Genomic DNA, 18,917 nt, shown 5'->3' on the forward strand with positions numbered 1-18,917 from the left:
ATAAAAGAGAATTTTATTCAATCCAGTGAATTAAAATTGATTATCTTTTTCTTTGATATTTACCCATCAGTTCGCCTTGAGCAATGATGTGACCTTTCATTGCCTCAAGCAATTGTTTTTTAGTTGCACCTGGAGCAAGGTTTAATTTGGTATCGAGTGCATAAAGTTTGAAAAAATATCTGTGAACACCAGACGGAGGACAAGGTCCACCGTAACCATATCTTTTCCAGTCATTCAATCCATGTATTGAACCATCTTTCAAAATTTTGTCTGGAGGAATATTCTCTTTTAATTCTTTCGTTTCAGGTGGAATGTTATACAAAACCCAATGAACCCAATCACCAATTGGTGCATCAGGATCGTCGCAAATTAATGCAAGTGATTTGGTCCCCTCAGGAACATTTGTCCATTTCAGTGCTGGTGAAATATCTTCTCCATCACAGGTATACTTAGATGGGATAAAATCACCATGTTTAAATGCTGGTGATTCAATAAAAATGCTCATTTTATTTATCCCCATTTTAGTTTGAGATTTTATTTCAGTTAATTGAATTGCTAATAATGAAGAGCAAATAAGAAGAAGTAAATATTTATTTATCATCTTTTCCCCTTCACTCTCTAATTAAAATTATAAAAAATTTTGAAAACTTGTTTATCGATGTTGTAACTTTACAAAGTGAAAGTCGTATTAAATTCAAAAAATGAGTTGAAAAAATGAAAACATTAATCAGATTACTAATGACCTCTCTTCTCGTATTTGGAAATTTCTCCGGATTAAAAGCTTCTAATCCTGATCTGATTAATCTTTATTTAATGAGTGATGTTATATTTAATAAGACTTTCAAAACGACTGAAGGCAAATCATTGATCTTTGAAGGTTCATCAGGTGATGTAAGAATTTATACCTGGGATAAGCAAGAAGTTAGATTAAGAATATTTGGTGACCCAGACGCACTCGATAAACTTGATCTTTTATATTATGAAACTTTATCAGGAATTAAAATAAAAGTTAAAAGAATTTCATCTATCTGGAGTTTTTTCTTTGGCAAAGTTTATGTTGATTATGAATTGACTGTTCCTAAAAAATATAATTTGAATGTTCTTACAAGTGGTGGGGATATCCTTGTAAAAAATCTTACCGGGGATGCAAAGCTAAAAACTTCCGGAGGAGATATTAAATTAGAGAGTATTTCTGGTGATCTTAATGCAACTACAAGCGGCGGGGACATTGTTCTCAAAAACATAAATGGTAAGGTTAATGCAATTACAACTGGTGGTGATATCCGTCTGGAGGAAATAGAAGGAGATGTAAACTGTACAACAACAGGAGGAGATATCAGAATTAAAGTTAGGAATGGTTCGGTTAGCGCAAAAACAACAGGAGGTGATATCATTATTGATTTATACGGTAAAGAAAAAAGAGTTAAAGCTTCGACAGTTGGCGGCGATATTCGAGTAACGCTTGACAATGATTTTCAGGGTTACTTCAGTTTATCTACAATTGGTGGTGATGTTTCTTATGATTTTCATATGACGAATATTTTTTCAAAAAGCTCATCAAAACTTGAAGCTGAGTTTGGTAAATCGGAACCAAGAATTGAATGTAAAACAACTGGTGGTGATATCAAGATATTAAAGAGAAGCAACTGAGCTTGTTGAAATTTTTTAGAATTAAATAATTTTTCTCACATCAGACTTCCATTCTTGAACTCGAAAAACTTTTGATAAGATACAAGTGACGCATAATAAGTACTTCAAATCAATAAGCTCACATTTTTAACAAATTAATATGTGGCTGAAGAGATGATTTAATTACAAAACACAGTACTGATTAGTTTATTTTAAATTTACACACCTCTTTTCTCAGGTTCCCAGATGTATTTATGAAGTTGAATTTGAAATCTTACAGGAAGGTGATCTTCAAGAATCCATGTTGCAAGTTCAAGATTTGATAGTTCGCCAAAGACACAACCCATCAAGATTTTGCATTTGTTTTTTAAGTCATACTTTTCAATAATTTCTTTTGCCCATTCATAATCTTCACGATTTCCAATTACAAATTTTACTTCGTCTTCCTGTTTTAAGAAGTCAATATTCGAGTAAAGATTTTTCTTCATCATCTTTGATGATGGGGTTTTCAAATCCATTATGATAGTAACTCTTTTATCCACATTTTCAATTGAAAGGCTTCCGCTTGTTTCAAGCAGAACTTTGTATCCTTCATCACAGAGTCTCTGCATTAAGTCGAGAGATTCTTTCTGGACAAGAGGTTCACCGCCAGTGACCTCGACTAGATTGCAATTGTATTTTCTAATTTCAGCAAGAATCTCATCGATTGTCATATCTGTTCCTTCATAAAAGGAATATTCGGTATCGCAATATGAACAACGTAAGTTGCAGTAAGTTAATCTGATAAACACGCATGGAAGTCCTGCATAAGTTGATTCACCCTGGATGCTGTAAAATATTTCATTGACTTTTAACATAACTTCACTTTCAAGCAATTTTTAAATCAAAATAAAATTTCGTTCCTTGATTAAGTTTACTTTCGACAAAGATTTTACTCTCATGTGCTTCAATTACGTGTTTTACAATTGCAAGTCCAAGACCTGTTCCGCCAGATTCTCTTGATCTTTCTTTATCCACCCGATAAAATCTTTCAAAAATTCTTGGCAGGTCTTCCTCGGGAATTCCGTTTCCATTATCTTCAACAAAAATTCTTAGAGTAGAATTCTGTTTTTGATAATAAATCTTCACTTTAGTTTTCGGTGGATTATGACGAATTGCATTCTCAATTAGATTTTCAAAAACTTGATATAGTCTTTCCTTATCTCCCCAAACCATCTCTTTGAGGTTATCGTCCGGTTGGAATTCGATGGTGATTTCTTTTTGTTCAGCCAGAATCTTCAGATTATCAACCACTCTTTGTATTAAATCGTTGATGTTGAAATATCGGAAACTGAACCGAAGTTGTTTTGATTCAATTTGTGAGATATCTATTAAATCATTTAATAGACGATTCAGCCGCTCAAGATTTTCATAAGCTTTCTTTAAATACTTTATATTAATCTCGGGATCGTTGAGACCACCATCGATCAAAGTTTCCAAATATGACTGGATAGCGAAAATTGGAGTTCTGAGTTCATGTGAAACATTCCCAAGAAATTCTGATCGATACCTTTCCAATTTCTTTAATTCATTAAAATCAGCCTCGATTTTTTCTATTAGTTTGTTTATCGATTCAGTTAAGAACTTAAATTCCTCGCTTCCTGTGATTTCAATTTTTTGGGGAACACCCGTTGCTGAATATTCTCTTAATGAATTGATGATTTGAGTAATCGGTTGAACTATCTTGTTTGTGAAACTTCTGATTAAGAAAATTCCTGCGATGAATATAAGTAAAGCAGAGATGATAATTTTGGAACTAATATCTGATGAGAAATGGTCAATGCTTGAAAGATCTGTAACTATTGTTATAAACCCGACTTCTCGAACTCCGTATGGTCTGAGATTGATGTTTACTTTTTTTGTGAGATAAATATACTTCTGAGGATTGCCTCGAAATTTTCTAATCTCGACTTTGTAGTTTCCCGACTCAGCCAGTTCAAGAATGCGATAATCACCAGAAGGTTTTTCAAATCCAGATGTGAAATCAAATAAAATATTTTTCTGCTTATCATAAAGAATTATTCTTGCTTTGAGTTGTGAAGATAATTTGTCCAGTCTATTTAAGTGATTGGAGAAATTTGCTCGATCAAGATCGGTCAAGCCAAATTCGATGATATTGACTTCCTTTTTAATTTCGTCGATTAATTGGTACTTAAGCTGATTAACAACAATGTAATTAAAGCTTACTAAGAGCAGAATGACAATAATAGTTTCAATAACGACGAAACCAAATATTAATTTTGAATTCAATGTTTTAAACATCTTCTTTCCTGAATCTGTATCCGACACCTTTTATGGTTTCAATTAAATCAGCATACTTACCAAGTTTTTCACGAATTTTTCTGATATGAACATCAATTGTGCGATGAGTCACAACCACATCATCACCCCAAACATTTTCAAGGAGCTGTTCTCTTCTCACAATTTTTCCACGATTTTTTGCAAGATAAACAAGAGTTTCAAATTCTTTTCGTGGAAATGATATTTTCTGATTTTCTATTTCTACCTGATAGTTATCGAGATCAAGTTTAATTTCTCCCAAGTTCAATTTTTCAGGTGAGGTTGCCAGTTCTTTTCTTCGCAGAACTGAATTAATTCGAGCAAGGAGCTTTTTTATGCTGATTGGTTTAGCAATGTAATCATCTCCTCCAATTTCAAGTCCTTTAACTTCATCAATTTCTGAATCACGAGCAGTCAGAAATATAATTGAGATATTTTGTGTTTCTGGATTTTGTTTCAAATTTCGACACACTTCAAGCCCATCCATGTAAGGCATCATTATATCGAGTAAAACCAGATCAACATCTGAATTTATTTTTTCCAGAGCTTCCTTACCATTATAGGCAGGAATAACTTTATATCCCTCTTTTGAAAGATTATAAACAAGAACATCGACAATATCTCGTTCATCATCACAGACCAGAATAGTCTTGTTTTTTAACATAGACAATTACCTTCTTATTCATCCTCTTTTCTTTCTGCAATTTCTAAAATTACAGAAACTTTTTCTTTACCATCGAAAATCTCCACCGTGTATTTGCCAGGAGCTAAGTAAAAATTCCCATCAGATTTTTTTTGTAAGGTATTCATCAGATTTATTCTGATATTTTTTACCTGAAAAGACTTTTAAGAGAGATGTTGAGTCTGTTGTTAGATTATATGAAAAATAATTTAATCCATAATCAGCCTTCAGTTTTTTAGAAAAGACCGGCACACCATTTTCTGAGGTTATCTTTAACTCAACATCTCTATTCTGATTTGAGTAGAAAGGAATCTTTACTTGTGGTTTAATGTAATCACTCCAGGTATAAGTTTTATTCCCCCAGTTTTTATTAAACCAAATTTTTTCTATTTCGAACAGATAAATTGATTTTGCTAATACATCCTGAGTTAATTGCTGCAAATGTTTAACATCGGCTTTGTAGATTGATCTTCCGTGCGTTGCAATGATTAATTCTTTATCTCTTGGATGGATAACCAGATCATGAACAGGGGCAAAAGGGAGATTATTCGAGATGGGATAAAAATTATTTCCTCCATCGAGCGATGCGTAGGTGCCGTGATCTGTTCCAACATAAATTAGATTTTGGTTCACTGGATCTTCTGCTACTACATTGATTGGCTCATAAGGAAGGTTTTTACCTATCTGTATCCAGCTTTTACCATAGTCAGTTGATTTGAAAAGTAATGGCTCAAAGTTGTCCCATCTATAACCATTTAAAGATACATAAACGGTTGCTGTATCATATTTCGAGGCAACGACTCTACTTACCCAGAAATTTTGAGGAAGTTGGTCAGAAATTCTTTCCCAATTATTCCCTCCATCTTTAGTTACATAAATCAAGCCGTCATCACTTCCAGTATAAATTAATCCAAACTTTAAAGGTGATTCTGAAATAGTCGTTAATGTTCCGTAAGGTACATCGCCTAATTTCCCTCCTTTTGTTAAATCGGGTGAGATTGGTTCAAAACTTTCACCTTTATTGAGTGAGCGATAAAGTCGATTTGCGCCAAAGTAGAGAATATCCTGATTATGTTTTGAAAGAAGAATTGGTGTATTCCAGTTAAATCTCAGCGGTCGTTCTCCAAGTTCATGTCTGGGTTTGATTGGTACTCGTTTACCAGTTATTCGGTCAATTCTGAAATAATTTCCGAACTGATAACCAGTATATATCGTTTTGTTATCCCTTGTATCAACTTCCACCTGCATACCATCACCGCCTAATAAATTTTGATAAGGATATCGTCCTGTTTCATACCATTCATAACTGAATTTATAATTGCTCGGACCATACCATACACCGTTATCCTGCAACCCGCCATATACATTGTAAGGTTTTTCAAAATCAATTTCGATTGAGTAAAACTGCCCAACAGGTGGTGTATTTGCTTTGAAGTAAGTTTCACCATCATCATAAGAAATATTGATACCTCCGTCATTTGCAATAATTATGTGTCCTTTTCGAAGAGGATTTATGTAAATGGCGTGATGATCAACATGAACATTTTCTTTATTGATTGACTTGAACGATCTGCCTCCGTCTGTTGAAATTAGAATAGGTACACCTAAAATGAAAATTTTGTTTTCATCATAAGGGGAAACACGAATTTGACCAAAATAATAACCATATGAATAGTAGAAATCGTCAATAAAATCTTTGTGAGTTTTAGTCCAGCTCTTCCCTCCATCAGTTGATTTATAGACTTCGGCACCAATTACATTTTTTTCGAAGAGTTGTGCATTAGCATCTTCAACGTATTCTACTAAAGTTTGAGGTGTAATCTTATTAGTCTTTACTAAAAATAAAATTGTATCAACGGAATATTTTTTAGGGAAGTTATATTCTTTTAAGTAGGATAGGATTAACTTTTTATCGAGTTTAAGAAATTCTTCTTTTGTAATTTTTCGTAAATCATCTTTGGTTAGTTTTTTTTCTTTAGTTTCCTTTTTTGGTCTTTCAAATTGATTATCTAAGATTGCATAAATGATTTCAGGATTTTTTTGAAAAATTGAAAGGCCGATTCTGCCAACTCCATCACCAGTTGGAAAGCCACTTTCTTTTGTGGAAATTAAAAACCAGGTTTCACCGCCATCTGTGCTTTTATAAATTCCTGAAGTTGAGCCAGCTTCTTCAAAGTTCCAGGCTTTTCTGGTGCGATACCACATTGCTGCGTACAAAATATCTGGATTTGATTGATTGATTTCTAAATCAATACAGCCAGTATTTTCATCGATGTAGAGAACTTTTTTCCATGTTTCACCGCCATCTGTTGATTTGAAAACGCCTCGTTCATCATTAGCTGAGTAGAGATGACCCATTGAGGCGACCCAGATTATATCTGGATTGTCTGGGTGAATAATTATTCTTCCTATGTGATGCGATTCAGAAAGTCCTTTATGTTGAAAAGTTTTACCGCCGTCTGTGCTTTTAAAAATTCCAAATCCTGAATAAGATGAACGGCTTGAGTTATTTTCGCCGGTTCCAACCCATATTAGCTCGTTGTGCTTCCAATCAATTGCGATATCGCCGATTGTCATTGTTATTTGATTATCGAAGATTGGTGTGAAAGAAATTCCATTGTTGGTTGTTTTCCACAAACCTCCAGAAGCATAAGCGACATAGAAATGTGTCGGATCTAAGGGTGAGACATCAATATCTACGGCCCGACCACTCATTATAGTTGGACCAATATTTTCAAATTGAATATTTTTAAATGGAGAAAGTTCTAAAAGTTTTAACTTTTGTTGATACCCCTCAAATCTTTTTGAAGCTGGAGTAAACTCAGGAAAATTATTCTGGGCAAGAATAAGTGGAGTTATAAAAATTACAAATATGAATGAAAGGACTGAACGCATTTCAACCTCTTAAAATTATTTCTGGCTAAACAAATTTAAAGAACTGGGAGATTATAGACTGCTTTTATGTTGGAGAAATTTTTTTTACCTGGCTGCGGGTTTTCAACTATTAAAATTAGTCCCATCAGAAAGATTAAAATTATCGCAGATTAATTTTAGATGATAATTTTATGTTTTTATTTTGACTGGTGATAAGAATTATTTTGTTATTGCAAAAATGAGTTTTATAACTGGAAGTTATTAAATATGTCATACCTTTAGGATTTTCCCGCATTCTTACTTGATAAAATTCTATAAAAATTTCATCCTTTCAGGATTTCTAGTTTAGTTGGATTGTGTAAATTTAGAATAATTTATAATCAATAATATAGCAGATTGAAAATCTATGTTGGATTTCAAATCATTTAATTTTTTGATAACCAATACAGCCCAGTTTTTGCCAAAAACAGTTGTTTAATAAAAGACTAAATTTATAATAATTTGACTTATATCATGCTTTAATAATTTTGGAAATCAATTAATCAAGCATCTGAAAAGATTTTTAGTGCAGATTAGTTATTAAGAATTTTAATTACTTGCTGCTTGAACAAAAGTAATAAACTGCACTTGACAATAAAAACTAATTTTCCTAAAATTTATTGGACTTAATACTAAAAAAATGCTGTATTTATTTGTAAAAATAATTTTAGACTTTACCTATTTTATTCTCTTATTAAACTCAAACCTGCAATACACGGGGGGGGTACTATAGAACTTGTTTACTGAGTTTTTATTTTTCTCTTTTTAATATTTTTAAGTTCATAAAAAAATTTCAAAAATCAGAAATTCTTTTTTACACAACAGGTTTTACATAAAAAGGAAAATGTATAGTTAATTTAAACGACTTCTTCCCCAAAAAATTGAGAGGATAAATTAATGTGCAATAGATTTAAATTTTGTTTTACTTTTATTCTTTTATTATTAACTACTAATATTATTAGTGGTCAGCTGATACAAAGTAAATTAGAAGATAAATCCCATTTTTTAGTTACTTCCCATCCCAGAATTGAATGCTATAAGGTTAACGATGATTTAGTCGTTCTAAAAGATAAAATAACTGGATTAAACAAGTACTTAAGAGTAAATTATCCGCAGGATACACTTTATCCTAATTTAGAAATTTATATATCTACTGTGGATACAATGCATTATGTAAATATGTTAAGGCCTTTTAAAAAGTTAATAAATATAATGCCAGGTTATTTATTAGGTGAAAAAATTATAAATGGACCAATTGGAGATATTAATAATAATGGTAGAATAGAATATTATTGTTTTTCTTTTTCGCCTATAATTTTAGAATACAATCCAATTGACTCTAACTTTAATTTAATTTATAAATATCAAAAGTATTATAATTATATATTCTTTACCCCAAGGAACTTTTTAGACTATGATAATGATGGACTAATTGAAACGTTTGTATTAGGATATGATTCTAAAAATGAAAAACATGCATTATTACAATTAAAGCAAACTAATAGATTCGATTTACCCACAAGAGTTAATTTAATCTATTTTGACTCATTATCAAGTTTTCATTCGCTTTTACCTTTTGATTTAGACGGGGATTCATTGTATGAATTAATCCATTTTTCTTTTGATGAACGTTTGATGAAAATCGCTAAGTATAGTAAAACATTAAATAATTATTATACAGTTTATAGGAGTGATAGTTTATATTTTTTTTATGTGGAGAACTATTTAGTTGATGATTTTGATAAAGATGGTAAAATTAATATTATTACTTCAGATTTTGATGGTTGGATCTATGATCATGAAATGACAGACAATTTTAATTTTAAATTTTCAAAATTTAAAATAAACGATATCAATCTTTTTGATAAATGTATAACAAAAGATTTGGATAATAATGGTTTTGATGAAATCTGGATAGCTTCTTCTTCTTATTTCATATATCCTTTTAGAACGAGATTATATCAATTTGAAGCAAATGGTAATGATAGTTATGTACTTAAATATATAATTCAAATAAATGGAGATTATAAACTTTTTTCTCGTTCAATGATGGCTTATGATATTGATAAGGATGGTAAAGAAGAGATATTGTTTATAACAGACCATATATTTTACATTTTTAAGTATTTAGAGAATGGTAATTTCGATTTATATTATTTTAAAATAATAGATGAATGGCGTCAAAATTTTGTATTTATAGAATTTTTCCTTGGGGATTTAGAAAATGATGGTATCCCAGAAATCTTTTTTGAAACCCAATACTCATATTTTATTACATATAAAAATGATTTTTTAATAAGAAATGGAGAAGAAATAAATTATAGTCCCGATACTGATGCAATAACCCAGATTTATAAGATTAATTTTTTATCTACTGATGTATTATTAGAACCGGTTAAAGAATTTACAATTTATCAAAATTATCCTAATCCATTTAATTCAAATACATTCATTTCATTTGAGCTACCGGAAGAGATATATCTTGAAGTAAAAGTTTATAATTTGATAGGGGAAGAAGTCAGGACTTTAGTTTCATCAATATATAAAGCTGGGCAATATAAAATACAATGGGATGGGAAAGATAACCAGAAGAGGGATTTACCTTCGGGAATTTATCTTATAAAATTCAATTCAAATAAATTCAGTAAAACAATTAAATCAGTTTTATTAAGGTAAATTAAGGAGGAAAAAATGAGAACATTAATTTCTATCGTAATTTTATTAATTTCATTTAATCAGTTGATTGGTCAAAACTGGAATAGTCCAATACAAACCTTTGGAATTGATCAGAATGCGAAAATATCATCATTTGTTGATGGAAGAGGAATACATATTTCTTATATATCAGCTGGTAATTTGAAATACGCATTGTTAAAATCCAATGGACAAATTGTAAAGGTTAATAAAACAGTTTTTTCTAATAATTGTAGTAATTCAGTAATAGTCACTAATGGAGAAACTATATTTGTTTTATTTAAATACGGTAATACTATAAAATTAGCAAAATCAATAAACCTTGGGGATAATTGGTCTATTGATGATGTAATTACAGATGTTAATTATACAATGGGTGATTATTAGATGCAGTTTTAGTTAAATCTATTCAAGATGAGAAGATTTATTTCGTATTAGATGATATCACTAATTATAATTCTTATTTATATTCATATTCTATTATAGGTAAAACTAAAAGCTTTCTTGATAAAGTAAATTTGGATAATGAACCTGGACGATTTCCTTCAATAGCGAGGTCAACTAATAGACTTCATATTTTATATTTTGCTTCAACCAATGCAATCGGTGATGTAAAAGTGCGAGACTTTGATCTTAATGCAAATAGTTTTTATCCTCCCACTCAAGTGCCTAGAATTAATTCAATAATTAATCCACCGGTATGGGGTGGCAGACATTATATAACTACTAACAATAATAGGGTACATATAGTTTATACCTCGTATGTTTCAACCTGGAGTAATGTTTACGAATATGTAGGTCATTTTTCAAGAGGAGTAAATGATACTATCTGGACAGAACATTATTTTAATTGTGAATCTAAAAAAGAGTTGCCTTCTTTATTAACTTCTACTAATGATAACACGATACATTTGATATATTACGACAAGACAAATGGATACTTGCATAAAAAATTTAACGGACAGAGTTGGTTCACAGTAGGTTATGTTTATTATAGTGCCAATGCTACTTTACGTCCAAATTCAAATGATTTGTATTTGCTTTCAGTAAGTCAGAACACAATTGGAAATCCAGATCCATATAGTGTTTATTTAAGGCAATATGACGCAGCGCCACTTGCACCAACAAATTTAAGCGTAAGTGCAAATAGTGGTATACCAAAACTAAGATGGACATTGAATAATGAACCAGATGTAAGAGTAAATAACAATGCTTATAGCATTGAGCGAAGATTGGATTTAATGGGTAATGGTCAATGGAATAATTGGCAATTAATTGGTACTGTGAATGGGAAGAATAATGAATTTATAGATACTTCAATTAACAGCGCAGGTTCTGGTCCAAGCTATGCACAATACAGGGTTAGAGCTCAAGATATTGGAGGAAATTACTCAGGTTATTCATCACCAGTTACCATTAATTATGGTAATGGATTGGAGAAGAGAGTTATAAAAAATTCTAATTTTCAATTAATTGGTAATTATCCGAATCCTTTTAATCCTGAAACAAAAATTGTATTTACAACACCTGAACCTGGCAGTGTTGAGTTAATATTGTATAATTTTATTGGAGAAATGGTTTATAAAACTTCGAATCTCAGTTTGGATGCAGGTGAACATTATTATACCATAAATGCGGATGAATTAGGATTAAAATCAGGAATTTATTTTTATAATGTAAAATTTAAAGGTTCTTCTAAATCTGGTAAAATGATTTTAATTAAATGAATTTATCTTATGTCGTGGGGCTGCTAATAAGTAGCCCCCAAATTATTGTTTATTAAAGTGGTAGTAGCCATGAAAAATATCATTAAAATAATTCTTTTTTATATCTTTCTATACCAAATTTTTCTTTATTCTCAAACAAGTAATTGGTTTGTTTTGAATAAATTTAATACGGGCATTCAACCGTTTTCCTATGCTCCTTCGGTTACAACTGATAAGATTATATATTTTTTTACTGGAAACGGACAATTAATTAAATATGATGGTTTAATTAAAAATATAAAGTTTAATATTCCGGGAATTCCAAACAATTCCATTAGAAAATTAATTATAGATAGATTTAACAATATGTGGTTTTTAACTTATGGTTTTGGTCTGATTAAATTTGATGGTTCTAATTTTATAACTTTCAATACATCAAACTCAGGTTTGACAAATAATGATATTAATGATATTGATTTTGACTTACAGGGTAATCTATGGATAGCTACAAGTGATGGCGGACTTTTTAAATTTGATGGAATTAATTGGGTTCGTTATTGGACAGGGAATTCAAATATACCAGATAATCAATTGACAACAGTGCATATTGATAAACTGAACAGAAAATGGGTTGGAACAAAATTACCAGCAATGGTTGCGTATTTTAACGATACATTATGGGTTACATTCAATCGTACAAACTCTGGTATAAATGGTCAAATTTTTAAAATAGTTTCTGACGATTCAAATGATGTATGGATTGCAACCGGATTGGGTATTTCAAAGTTTGATGGTATTCGGTTTCAGCATTTTTTCTACTCTCGAGGAGATGAATATAGAGATATTGCCATTGATATTCATAAAAGAATCTGGTTTGGTGGTGATAATGTAGTTATTTATGAAAACGGTAATTGGACTAATTTAAGTGATTTGTTTCCCTATTCTTTAGTTAATAAATCAATTATAAATAATTTAATTGTAAATGGTGATTCAGTTTTTTTGGTTACAAAAAATTTAGGACTTTTCAAAGTTTATGACAGTACCTTTGTCCAATTAAGCCAATTTAATACAGGTATTAAAAATAATTATATAAAGACAATTTCAATAGATAAAAACAATGACTACTGGATAGGGACATATGGGAGTGGGCTTATAAAACTTAGAGCGGATAAAGATACACTTGAATGGGATGGATTTTTAGATGATGGGATAATTTATAGTATAAGTTTTGACAGTAGCGGTTCAATTTGGGTTGGCAGTCTTTTTTCAGGTTTATTTAAATATGATGGGAACAGCTGGATTAGACTAACAACTTCAAATTCGCCTTTACCCTCAAATAATATTGTAACAATAAAAACAGATCCATATAATGTAAAATGGATAGGTACATCAAGGGGATTGGTAAAGGTAGAAGGTGATAACTGGACGGTATACACAACGCAGAATTCGGGATTGCCCGATAATACAATTGGGTCGATAGTGATAGATAATCAAAATAACAAATGGTTGGGGACAAACAATGGTTTGGTAAAGTTTGATGGATTAAACTGGGTAGTATATAATACATCTAATTCACCTTTACCTGAGGATGTTATTTTGAGTTTAGAAATTGATAGTCTGGGTAATTTATGGATAGGTACATGGAATGGTGGTTTGGTAAAGTTTGATGGAATAAATTGGACGATATTTAACAAGAATAATTCACCATTGCCGAGTAACCGGATACGAGCCTTAAAGGTGGATCATAATGGAGTTTTGTGGATAGGAACGGAGGTTAATGGAATAGTAAGCTTTGATGGGAACAACTGGCGAATTTTTAATCGATCTAATTCTGGACTTCCTGATGATTTTATTTATGATATAGAAGTTGACAGGTTTAATCAGAAGATAATTGCAACAGGTGGTGGCGTTGCGTTTTTCAAAGAGGATGGGATAGTATTGGAAAATGGAGATGAAGAGGATACAAATCCGGATACTTATGTATTATATCAAAATTATCCAAATCCATTTAATCCGATAACTAAGATAAGATATAAAATAGGAGAAGATGGAATAGTAACACTTAAGGTTTATAATCTGCTGGGTGAAGAGGTAGAGACAATAGTTAATGAATTTATGCGAGCCGGGGAATACGAAGTTGAATTCAATGCGAGTTCATTACCATCTGGGGTATATTTTTATGCACTTCAGGCTGGGAAATTTAAATCCATCAAAAAGATGGTTCTCTTGAAGTGAAAATGCGGGTCAGTTTTGAATTATTTAACGATTAATCTTTTTTATCAATATTGAATTTTAAGCTTTTACACTATAACATTTAAAACTAATAGTCATAAATGATCCCGAATAAGTTATAAATTTTTTCAAAATGGTAATATACTATTCCGAAGAGGTTATATATCTTTCCGAAGAACTAATCTATGAATCCGAAAATTGTATATTCCTTTACGAATAAGTCATATTTGTTTTCGAAACGTTAAAATGTGATTCCGAAAGGGTTATATATGGATCCGAAGAGGTTGTATTTCCATCCGAAAGGGTTATATGTGATTCCAAGTAAGTAATAAATTTCTCCGATTTAGTAATAAACATTTCAGCAAAAGTAATCTTTAATTACTGAGAATTTATAAATTATTCCTGAGTGATAATAAATGTTTTCTAAGTTAATCTAAATTAATACGAAGAAACAGTGAATTATCCCGCTAAAACAAAAAAGCCAGCCGCAGGGGCTGGCTTTTTACACGCTGAATATGAAAGAATTAATTCACTTTAATCTTCTTCTTTTGCTCGCATTGTTTCCCACATCATATAAAGAATGACTAAGGTCAGCATTACCATTCCCAGGATTTCAGCTGATTTTGTTTCAGCCCATTCGGTATTGAACCAGTTAAATCCTGCAAATCTTAGCAATGCACTGAAAACTCCGAATAAAGCTCCGCCGGCAATAAATCCACTTGCTACAAGAGTTCCTCTTGAAAAACGAGCATTGTTTAGTTTTTCGTTATTAGTTCTTGTTTTAGCCCAGTGAGCAATTAATCCACCGATTAACAGCGGAGTATTTAAATCAAGAGGAATGTACATTCCTAACGCGAAAGCCAGCGGCGAAATTTTAAGCCATGTTACAAGTAGAGCTATAACAGCACCAATGAAATAAAGCATCCATGGTGCGGGAATATTTGACATTAAAGGTTTAATCACCGCAGCCATTGCATTCGCCTGAGGAGCAACGAGTGCACCTTCACCAACAAATCCATAAGTTTGATTCAAAATTATTATTACAATTCCAACAGTTGCAGCGGAAACAATTGTACCTAAAAATTTATACATCTCCTGATTCTTTGGAGTGGTTCCAATCCAGTAGCCAATTTTCAAATCTGTGATGAAACCACCTGCCATCGAAAGAGCAGTACAAACAACTCCGCCAATTATCATTGCACTCAACATTCCTGATGCACCGCTAAGCCCAACCTGAACCAGAATGAAAGATGAGAGAATTAATGTCATTAAAGTCATCCCGCTTACAGGATTAGTCCCGACAATTGCAATAGCAGTTGCAGCAACAGTCGTGAAGAGAAATGAGATTATTAAGACAATTAGAAGTCCAACGATTGCATGGTAAAGATTGAAAGTTACTCCAGCATAAAAGAAAACAAAAATCATAAGTGCAGTAAGTATGATGAACAAAACATTGAAAGACATTTTAATATCAAGTTGAGTTCGCGGAACTTTCTGATCATCACCAGATTTTTTATGAAAGATTTCGTTATACGCAAGAGTTACAGCATTTTTAATGATGTTTGAAGAACGAATTACTCCAATAATTCCAGCCATCGCAATTCCACCAATTCCAATGTGACGAACATAATTTCTAAAAATTTCTTCAGCGCTCATTTCTGATATCAACTTTGTAGCGGTTGCACCAAGTGGTGTTGTGAGATATTGACCTATTTCGTTAAATAGTGGAATCAAAACAAACCACGAAAGAAATGATCCAGCGCAAATAATTATTGCATATTTCAAACCTACTATATAGCCAAGTCCAAGAACCATCGTTAGTGAATTGACTTTGAAAACTAATTTGTATTTATCAGCTAAGACTTCACCCAGATGAAAAATTCTTGTGGATATAACTTCTGACCACCATCCAAAGGTTGAGATAATAAAATCAAATAAGCCTCCAACTAATCCGCTGACAGCAAGCACAGAAGCCTGTTTGCCGCCTTTTTCACCTGCAACTAAAATTTCGGTTGTAGCAGTTGCTTCGGGGAATGGAAACTTGCCGTGCATTTCTTTGACAAAATATTTTCTGAATGGAATTAAAAATAAAATTCCTAAAAATCCGCCAAAAAGTGAGGCAAGAAAAATTTGATAGAAATTAACTGGAAGGTTTAAGATATAAAGTGCTGGTATTGTAAAAATTGCACCAGCCACAATTACTCCTGAACTTGCCCCAATTGACTGAATAATTACATTTTGGCCTAATGCATTTTTTTTCTTTGCAAGTGATGAAATTCCAACTGCAAGAATTGAGATTGGAATTGCAGCTTCCATCACCTGACCAATTTTCAAACCTGAGTATGCGGCAGCGGCAGAGAATAATATTGCCATCAATAAGCCCCAGATAACGGAATATGGAGTGACTTCGGGATAAATTTTATCCGGATGAAGAATTGGAATGTATTCTTCTCCCTCTTTCAATTCCCGATATGCATTTTCTGGAAGTCCATTTGAAGTTTTCGGTATTTCCATAACTCTCTCCTGTTTTATTTTATTCTAGTAATTCTTTGATAGCTTCCTTTAAGGTTTTTACCTGAGTTACTTTAATTTTTAATTCATTCAAATTGAAATTTATTTTTTGATTTGGAGTAATGATTTTCTTGAAACCAAGTTTTTGTGATTCTTGAATTCTTTTTTCAAGATTGCTGATACTTCTAATTTCTCCACCGAGCCCTACTTCACCGACTACACAGGTAAGTGAATCAGCTGGAATATCTTTGATGCTTGAAATAATTGCACAACAAACTGCAAGATCAGCTGCTGGTTCATCAATTTCGACTCCGCCAGCTATGTTCAAAAAAACATTTTGTTGACTCAGTTTGAAATTTAATCTTTTTTCAATCACAGCTAAAAGAATTGAAAGCCTTCTCGAGTCAAAACCAGTTGTAACTCGTTGAGCCATTCCATATCCCGATGGAGTAACCAGAGCCTGGACTTCTACTAAAATTGGTCTTGTCCCTTCAATAATCGATGTGACAACTGAACCTGATGCACCGTATTCTCTTTCGGCTAAAAAGACTTGAGATGGATTTTCAACTTCTTTTAATCCATCTTCGTGCATTTCGAAAATTCCAATTTCGTTAGTTGAACCAAAGCGATTTTTAATTGCTCTTAATATTCTAAATGAATAGTTTTTTTCGCCGGAGAATTGGATAACTGTATCTACTATATGTTCAAGTGCTTTTGGTCCTGCTATTAAACCATCTTTGGTGATGTGTCCAATTATGATTATTGCAACATTATTCTTTTTTGCAAAATCCATTAGAGCTGATGTGCATTCTCTAATTTGGCCAATTGTTCCGGGTGAACTTTCAAGTTCATCTCTGTAAATTGTTTGAATTGAATCAATCACTGCAATGGAAGGTTTTTCCTGTTCTAAAATTTCAATTATTTGATTGAGATTTGTTTCAGCCAGAATGTATAGATTTTCGTTTTTCAGTTTTAGTCTTGCTGCTCTTAAACTAATTTGTTCAAGCGATTCTTCACCTGTCACATAGATTACTTTTTCTTTAAGATTTGAAACAGCTTGAAGAACAAGAGTAGATTTTCCAATACCGGGATCACCAGCAATTAAAACTACACTTCCAGAAATTAATCCGCCGCCAAGAACACGATCAAATTCTTTGATATTAGTTTTGAGTTTGAATGCTTTGTTGATTGTTTTTTCATTAATAGTTGAAATATTTACAAGAGTTGTTTCAGATTTCTGTCTGGAGTTTTTACTCTTTTGCTTCTTTTCAAATTCTTCAGCAAATGAATTCCATTGACCGCAGGAGGGACACTTCCCAAGCCATTGAATCGACTCGTATCCGCAATTCTGACATACAAATTTTTTCCTGATTGAATTCATCAATAACCTGTTCGTTTAATAAAATCCTGAATGACTTGATCATCCTGATTTATGAAATCATCAAATTTCCCATCGAAATAAATTTTGCCATTGTGAATCATAGCAACGCGGTCAGAAACTTTTCTCACACTCACCATATCGTGAGTTACAACAATTGAGGTAACTTTTAATTTTTTTGATAAGTCATAAATTAATTGGTCGATAGTGTCGGATGAAATTGGATCAAGTCCTGTAGTAGGTTCATCGTAAAGTATGTATTTGGGATTTGTAACTAATGCTCTTGCAAGTCCGACTCTTTTTTTCATTCCGCCGCTAAGCTCTGCCGGTTTTTTATCATTAATACCAGATAAATTCACGAGTGCAAGTTTTTCGTTAACGATTTTCCTTATTTCGTCTCTTTTCATTTTAGTGTTTTCGATTAGAGCAAGACCGACATTTTCTTCAACAGTTAAGGAATCAAAAAGTGCGGCGCCTTGAAAAAGAAATCCAAAATTTTTTCGAAGCTCGTAAAGTTCATCTTCGGGGAGTTCATTGACAATTTTACCGTCAACCTCGACATAACCTTTGTCGGGTTTGAGAAGACCAATGATATGTTTAATTAAAACACTCTTACCGCAGCCACTTCTTCCAATGATCGCGATTGTTTCACCATCGTGAATTTCCAGATTAATTCCATTCAAGACTTTTTGTTCGCCGAATGATTTATGAAGATCTTTTATCTTAATCATAATTACTCAAATTTAACTTTAATGTAATTTATTTTTCAAAGGAAATTATAACGGAGAATTTGGTTTATCAGTTTGATCAAAATTAAATAAGCATCTTAAAATAGCAGATCGTAAGTGAAAAA

At 32.0% G+C, this 18,917-nt stretch carries 12 protein-coding genes and 1 pseudogene; 5 read left to right on the top strand and 8 right to left on the bottom strand.

Annotation, left to right across the window (positions count from 1 at the left end; translation table 11 throughout):
* Window positions 1-40: 40 nt before the first annotated feature.
* Window positions 41-505, bottom strand: coding sequence for a YbhB/YbcL family Raf kinase inhibitor-like protein (locus tag HPY57_07545; protein NPV11626.1), 465 nt, complete (start codon window positions 503-505; stop codon window positions 41-43).
* 209 nt (window positions 506-714) lie between these two features.
* Between HPY57_07545 and HPY57_07550 the strand changes: the two genes are divergently transcribed.
* Complete coding sequence (locus tag HPY57_07550; GenBank protein NPV11627.1) at window positions 715-1,650, top strand: DUF4097 family beta strand repeat protein; 936 nt, start codon at window positions 715-717, stop codon at window positions 1,648-1,650.
* 197 nt (window positions 1,651-1,847) lie between these two features.
* Here the strand turns inward: HPY57_07550 and queE are convergent, their stop codons facing one another.
* The 4 genes and pseudogenes from queE to HPY57_07570 all read right to left on the bottom strand — a co-directional run bounded on the left by queE (window position 1,848) and on the right by HPY57_07570 (window position 7,525).
* Window positions 1,848-2,486 carry a 7-carboxy-7-deazaguanine synthase QueE gene (queE, locus tag HPY57_07555; protein ID NPV11628.1) on the bottom strand — a complete coding sequence of 213 codons (639 nt, stop codon included), beginning with the start codon at window positions 2,484-2,486 and terminating at the stop codon, window positions 1,848-1,850.
* A 10-nt stretch (window positions 2,487-2,496) separates the two neighbouring features.
* Window positions 2,497-3,930 carry a GHKL domain-containing protein gene (locus HPY57_07560; protein ID NPV11629.1) on the bottom strand — a complete coding sequence of 478 codons (1,434 nt, stop codon included), beginning with the start codon at window positions 3,928-3,930 and terminating at the stop codon, window positions 2,497-2,499.
* Window positions 3,923-4,612: a response regulator transcription factor gene (locus tag HPY57_07565; protein ID NPV11630.1), complete on the bottom strand. Its 690-nt coding sequence runs from the start codon at window positions 4,610-4,612 to the stop codon at window positions 3,923-3,925. The genes HPY57_07560 and HPY57_07565 overlap by 8 nt, the downstream gene beginning before the upstream one ends.
* Before the next feature lie 14 nt (window positions 4,613-4,626).
* Window positions 4,627-7,525, bottom strand: a pseudogene (locus tag HPY57_07570) (glycosyl hydrolase).
* Between the two features lie 915 nt (window positions 7,526-8,440).
* Between HPY57_07570 and HPY57_07575 the strand changes: the two are divergent.
* The 4 genes from HPY57_07575 (at window position 8,441) to HPY57_07590 (ending at window position 14,178) form a co-directional block, all read left to right on the top strand.
* Complete coding sequence (locus tag HPY57_07575; protein ID NPV11631.1) at window positions 8,441-10,219, top strand: T9SS type A sorting domain-containing protein; 1,779 nt, start codon at window positions 8,441-8,443, stop codon at window positions 10,217-10,219.
* A gap of 15 nt (window positions 10,220-10,234) precedes the next feature.
* The gene (locus HPY57_07580; protein ID NPV11632.1) at window positions 10,235-10,624 is read left to right on the top strand and encodes a hypothetical protein; all 390 of its coding nucleotides are present in this window, start codon (window positions 10,235-10,237) and stop codon (window positions 10,622-10,624) included.
* A gap of 131 nt (window positions 10,625-10,755) precedes the next feature.
* Window positions 10,756-11,964 (top strand): T9SS type A sorting domain-containing protein, encoded by a 1,209-nt coding sequence (locus HPY57_07585; protein NPV11633.1) that lies wholly within the window; start codon window positions 10,756-10,758, stop codon window positions 11,962-11,964.
* A 69-nt stretch (window positions 11,965-12,033) separates the two neighbouring features.
* Window positions 12,034-14,178 (top strand): T9SS type A sorting domain-containing protein, encoded by a 2,145-nt coding sequence (locus HPY57_07590; protein ID NPV11634.1) that lies wholly within the window; start codon window positions 12,034-12,036, stop codon window positions 14,176-14,178.
* Between the two features lie 531 nt (window positions 14,179-14,709).
* Here the strand turns inward: HPY57_07590 and HPY57_07595 are convergent.
* From HPY57_07595 to HPY57_07605, 3 genes are read right to left on the bottom strand one after another with little or no spacing between them, the layout of a single operon-like run.
* Entirely contained in the window at window positions 14,710-16,689 is a 1,980-nt protein-coding gene (locus tag HPY57_07595) for an oligopeptide transporter, OPT family (protein NPV11635.1), read from the bottom strand.
* A 19-nt stretch (window positions 16,690-16,708) separates the two neighbouring features.
* Window positions 16,709-18,067 (bottom strand): DNA repair protein RadA, encoded by a 1,359-nt coding sequence (radA, locus tag HPY57_07600; protein ID NPV11636.1) that lies wholly within the window; start codon window positions 18,065-18,067, stop codon window positions 16,709-16,711.
* Entirely contained in the window at window positions 18,067-18,795 is a 729-nt protein-coding gene (locus HPY57_07605) for an ABC transporter ATP-binding protein (GenBank protein NPV11637.1), read from the bottom strand. The genes radA and HPY57_07605 overlap by 1 nt, the downstream gene beginning before the upstream one ends.
* Window positions 18,796-18,917 lie beyond the last annotated feature (122 nt).

The sequence above is a fragment of the Ignavibacteria bacterium genome, assembly GCA_013177855.1.
Lineage (GTDB): Bacteria > Bacteroidota > Ignavibacteria > Ch128b > Ch128b > Ch128b.